A 4,090-nucleotide genomic window follows, 5' to 3' on the forward strand; every position below is an offset into this window, starting at 1 on the left:
CGCATAGAGGAATCCTTTAAGGCGATGAAGTCCCAACTTGACGCGAGACCTGTGTATCTGCAAAAGTCCGAATCGATCACCGGACACTTTCTTATCTGCTACCTATCTGTGCTGCTTGAGCGGCTCGTACAGCTAAAAGTGTTAGATGGGCGCTTTTGCACTGAAGAGATAATGAGACTTGCCCACAATTATCGTGTAGTTGAGGTCTCTGAGCGCAAATACGTCAACATCTCTAAGTCCTTACCCATCATCGACGAGTTAGAGAAAATGACGGGGCTGCCGTTGGGTAATTACTACCTTACGAAAGGACAAATCGATTCCATTGTCAACTGTCAATTCAACATACCCAATGTTCAGTAGTGCTGCATACCGAAGCACGTTCGAAGGACGAAACGACCCACCTGATGGCACCGATGACTTGGGCACACAACGTTTAAAAGACAAAGCGAAGTGTACCTACAAACCATGTCGAATTCTTAGCACCAGAAATGAAATCGAAACTCGGAAGTCAGGTATTATAAACGTTTCTGCGCGATCTGGAAGGTCTTCTTTAAGCACAGGCACGGGTGCTAAAAAACTGGAGCGAGACCGCTTTCGCGACCCCGCCCCTACAAAACCCGAAGGCTTTAACATGTAAGCTCATTATGACGGCATGGGAACCCAAATGTCAACGAGTTTGAAGAGGAAGTCGAAGAACGACACAACCGTGCTGTTCTTGCTGAGCTGGGGAAGCGCAACTTCGTAGCTTTTACGCAGGGCGTTCAGGCGCTCGGCATTCTTGTGCATGGCTGGCTCGCGCTTACAGAGTGCGTTTAAAGCATAGAGGGCGGCGGCCATCTGGGCTATCCGTAGGTTCGATAGCTTCGAGCGTCGGCTCTTCGTTCTGGAAATGCCATGTCTATTGAGCGATTCGATTATGAGGGAGTTCGTTGGGTAGCCCGCCGCCTCAGCTGCTTGCGTGAAACCGTTTGCTATGCAGTGATTATGCGCAGTAGCGTTCCTGAGCGCCTTGACGCTTTTTAGAACGTAGTGCTCCTGCAGCATCACGTCGTCTTCCCAGCGGGCGGCGCAGAACAGGTAGAAGTCCACGAAGGTACCGAAGTCGATGACCTCTTGGAGCACCCAGACAGGCATGTCTTCGATATGATGCGCTATGAGCTCGCCCGTATAGATGTCATGACGCTCGCCTGTACGGCTTCTGGCGCGCATCGCACCCTGGATAGCGTTGCGTACCGTGTGGTTCAGACTGGCATAGAAATCGGCAACGATGCCGTAGCCGTCCTCGCCACGGTTTTCGACGCCTGCCAATACTTTCATCTTGGCGAAATGCTCCACATCCACCGTCACGGCGAGGAAGGCGTCGCGCAGTTGCCTGTCGAGCGACGAGAGCACGGCTAAGTGACCGAAGTCGAGGTTGATATAGCTCCCGGCTTCGGGACCCTCCGTCTTCCGCTCGTAGAGCTTGCGGTACGACGTTATGCGCAGCTAGTCGTTATCGTTGGCGAGAAGGTCAGCCGCCTCCTCTTCGCTGAGCAAATCGAATGTGATGCCCTTTGCCTTTAAGCGGGCGATTTGCTGGTCTACGGTTAACAGCGGTTTTCTATGCTGTAATTCGGTGACTTCTATCGGTTCTTCCATGGCGCTCCAATCGTATCGATAGGAATTCTACCAGTTTGCCGTGTGGTGAATTGGTATAGCGCCACATGTTGTGGCAGCTTTGGTGCGCAAGAGCGTGGCCGAGCAGCTCAGCATACGGCATCTGATTTCGTGAACCGTCACATCGAAGCGATTGACGTCAAGTTGGAATCGGGTACTATACAGTCAGCAAAGCGCCCGAACGGTGTGTAATACACCTACCTCCGGCGCTTTCTTTGCGTTTGGGGCGCGCTTAGCGTAACGACCTCACCCGCGTAGTGCGTGTCAAAAGATCCTTAAGCTTAATGCCCATCTATTTTTACTTTTTTACGCTTCCGGCACAGCGACAGCAACAAGGCAAGTTACTATCGGTAGGGCGCAACCATAGGTACCGCCACAGCGAAGTGTTGCTTTCGGTAACGCGAAACCTTTTCAGAAATGCTTTCGGCGTAGTGGTAGCAGCGGTGCAAAACTCACTCATTATCCGCTTGTCTACATGTTGTACAATCTGATTTAGGTGGTCAAATGGTGGTCAACTAGGTGGTCACGTGATAAAGCGATTATTCAAGCGACCTAAGAAAGGATAAAGAAAAAGCAGGTCAGATCACCTTTTTTGATTATCCAACCTGCTGATGTTTTGGTCGCGGGGGGAGGATTTGAACCTCCGACCTTCGGGTTATGAGCCCGCGACAAAAGTATCAGCTAGCCTTTGCGGTGTTTCAAATTTCCGATATATGCAGGAAGAATTGTACATCACGCACGTCTCAGCAACAAATGGATTGTTTTCATTTGCCCCCGATTTGCCCCAAGCGGATTTTAGGGGTAGTTTCCGAAGCGCGTTTTCGAAAACCCAACCGGCGAGCCTCGGAAGCGTTGCTTGAATAGCTCCGAGGTTTGCGTTAGGCGAAGGAGCGGCCGGCCTTCGCATGGACGACCTATGCAAAGGAGCAGAAACACATGGCTAGTCCCTATACGATCAAAGGGCTGGGTCAGCTCGAGAAACGCGGGCCCAACAAATGGCGCATACGCGTCTCGCTCGGGAAGGACCCCGTCACGGGCAAGTACGTCAGATCCCCTTCCCGTACCGTCGAGGGAACCAAAGCGGACGCCATCGAGGCGCTCGTTGATTACAAAGAAGAGCTCAAAGCCGGCGTTGACCCCAAGAAGACGAAGGTCAAGGCGAAGTCGTACGCCTGGAGCTTCCACGTGTCGCGCGAGCTCGAATTCAACTCGCCGCTCTCCTACGAGCGCGAGGAGTACCAGATCAAAGACATCATCCAGTGGTTCGGCGACTACTACGTCTCGGAGCTCGACACTTTCACCATCCGCACGATGTACGCCCACATTCGGAAGTATCAGCTCATGTCGGAAGACGCGCTCTTCAAGATGCACCAGAAGCTCTCGCAGATGATGAAGGAGGCGGTGTGGGACCAGATGGCGGCTCGAAACCCGTGCGACCCCATCAAGATGAGCAGGCCCGAGGGCAAGGAGCGCGAGAGCCTGTCGGCCGAGGACGCGTCGAAGCTGGACAGGCTCCTGTTCACGACGCCCGTCATCGCCGAGAGGTGCGCCGTCATGATCGCGCTGCACACCGGAATCCGTCGTGGCGAGATACTGGGGCTCGTCTGGAAGCGCATCGACTTCGAGAACAACTGCATGCACGTCATCTACCAGTACGCGCGCGACAAGAAGCCCAGGAAGACCAAGAGCAAAAAACAGCTCGTCGGGCGCTACGTGTCCTTCGACGACGACATGAAGGCGTACCTGCTCGTGTGGAAGCAGCTGCAGGCAAGGCTCTTCGAGGAGTACAACGCCCGCTGCGTCGAGGAGCACCGCTCCTACGGCCCGAACGGCAAGCTCGCACAAGACGGCGACACTCCCGTGATCACGAACGCGCACGGCGGCTACTACGACCCCAACTTATTCAGTCGCTGGTTCAGGAACTTCTGCGTCGAGAACGACTTCGGCAAGTTCACCAAGGTGGAGAAGAGGCGGGACGGCCGAGGCGTCCTCAGGACGCACAAGACAGGCTACGTCGGCCTTAAGCTGCACGAGCTGCGGCACACGCAGAGCAGCCTCCTGTCCGAAGAGGGAGTCGACATGGTCACCGTCATGAACAGGCTCGGCCACAAGGACCTCAAGACGACGATGGGGTACACGCACAGGGCCAACCGAGACGACATCGAGGCGTCGAGGCTCATGGGAGAGCTCCTGGCCTCCGGCGAGTCCAGGGCAGACCAGCTGAGGGCTCTCTACCCGGACATCGAGCCGTCGAAGGCAGCTTAGCGCCCCGCCATCGAAGCCGGCTCCTCGGGGGTCGGCTTTCCTTTGGTGCGCCGAGCATGCGCGCGTTTCTCATGGGTGAAAGTCCCTAGCACGCCCGATAGCGGGAAGTGCATAGCCAAATGCAAGGGTGTCCATCGCGAGGTGGAATCTGAAGGAAGCAGGCGGCAAA

Annotated in this window: 3 protein-coding genes and 1 pseudogene; 2 read left to right on the plus strand and 2 right to left on the minus strand. The window is 54.9% G+C overall.

The window, feature by feature from the left end:
• Positions 1–360 (plus strand): annotated as a pseudogene (locus tag G7Y44_RS10105) (hypothetical protein); the annotation flags it as partial.
• 282 nt (positions 361–642) lie between these two features.
• On the opposite strand, the gene G7Y44_RS10110 reads toward G7Y44_RS10105, so the two are convergent.
• Both G7Y44_RS10110 and G7Y44_RS10115 read right to left on the minus strand, forming a co-directional pair.
• On the minus strand, positions 643–1,485 hold the full coding sequence (locus G7Y44_RS10110; RefSeq protein WP_165249636.1) for an Abi family protein: 843 nt from the start codon (positions 1,483–1,485) through the stop codon (positions 643–645).
• Positions 1,486–1,638: a hypothetical protein gene (locus tag G7Y44_RS10115; protein WP_165249632.1), complete on the minus strand. Its 153-nt coding sequence runs from the start codon at positions 1,636–1,638 to the stop codon at positions 1,486–1,488.
• A 954-nt stretch (positions 1,639–2,592) separates the two neighbouring features.
• Here G7Y44_RS10115 and G7Y44_RS10120 point away from each other — a divergent pair.
• Positions 2,593–3,921: a site-specific integrase gene (locus G7Y44_RS10120; protein ID WP_165249634.1), complete on the plus strand. Its 1,329-nt coding sequence runs from the start codon at positions 2,593–2,595 to the stop codon at positions 3,919–3,921.
• Positions 3,922–4,090 lie beyond the last annotated feature (169 nt).

It is taken from the genome of Adlercreutzia sp. ZJ141, from assembly GCF_011038965.1.
Classification (GTDB): Bacteria; Actinomycetota; Coriobacteriia; order Coriobacteriales; family Eggerthellaceae; genus ZJ141.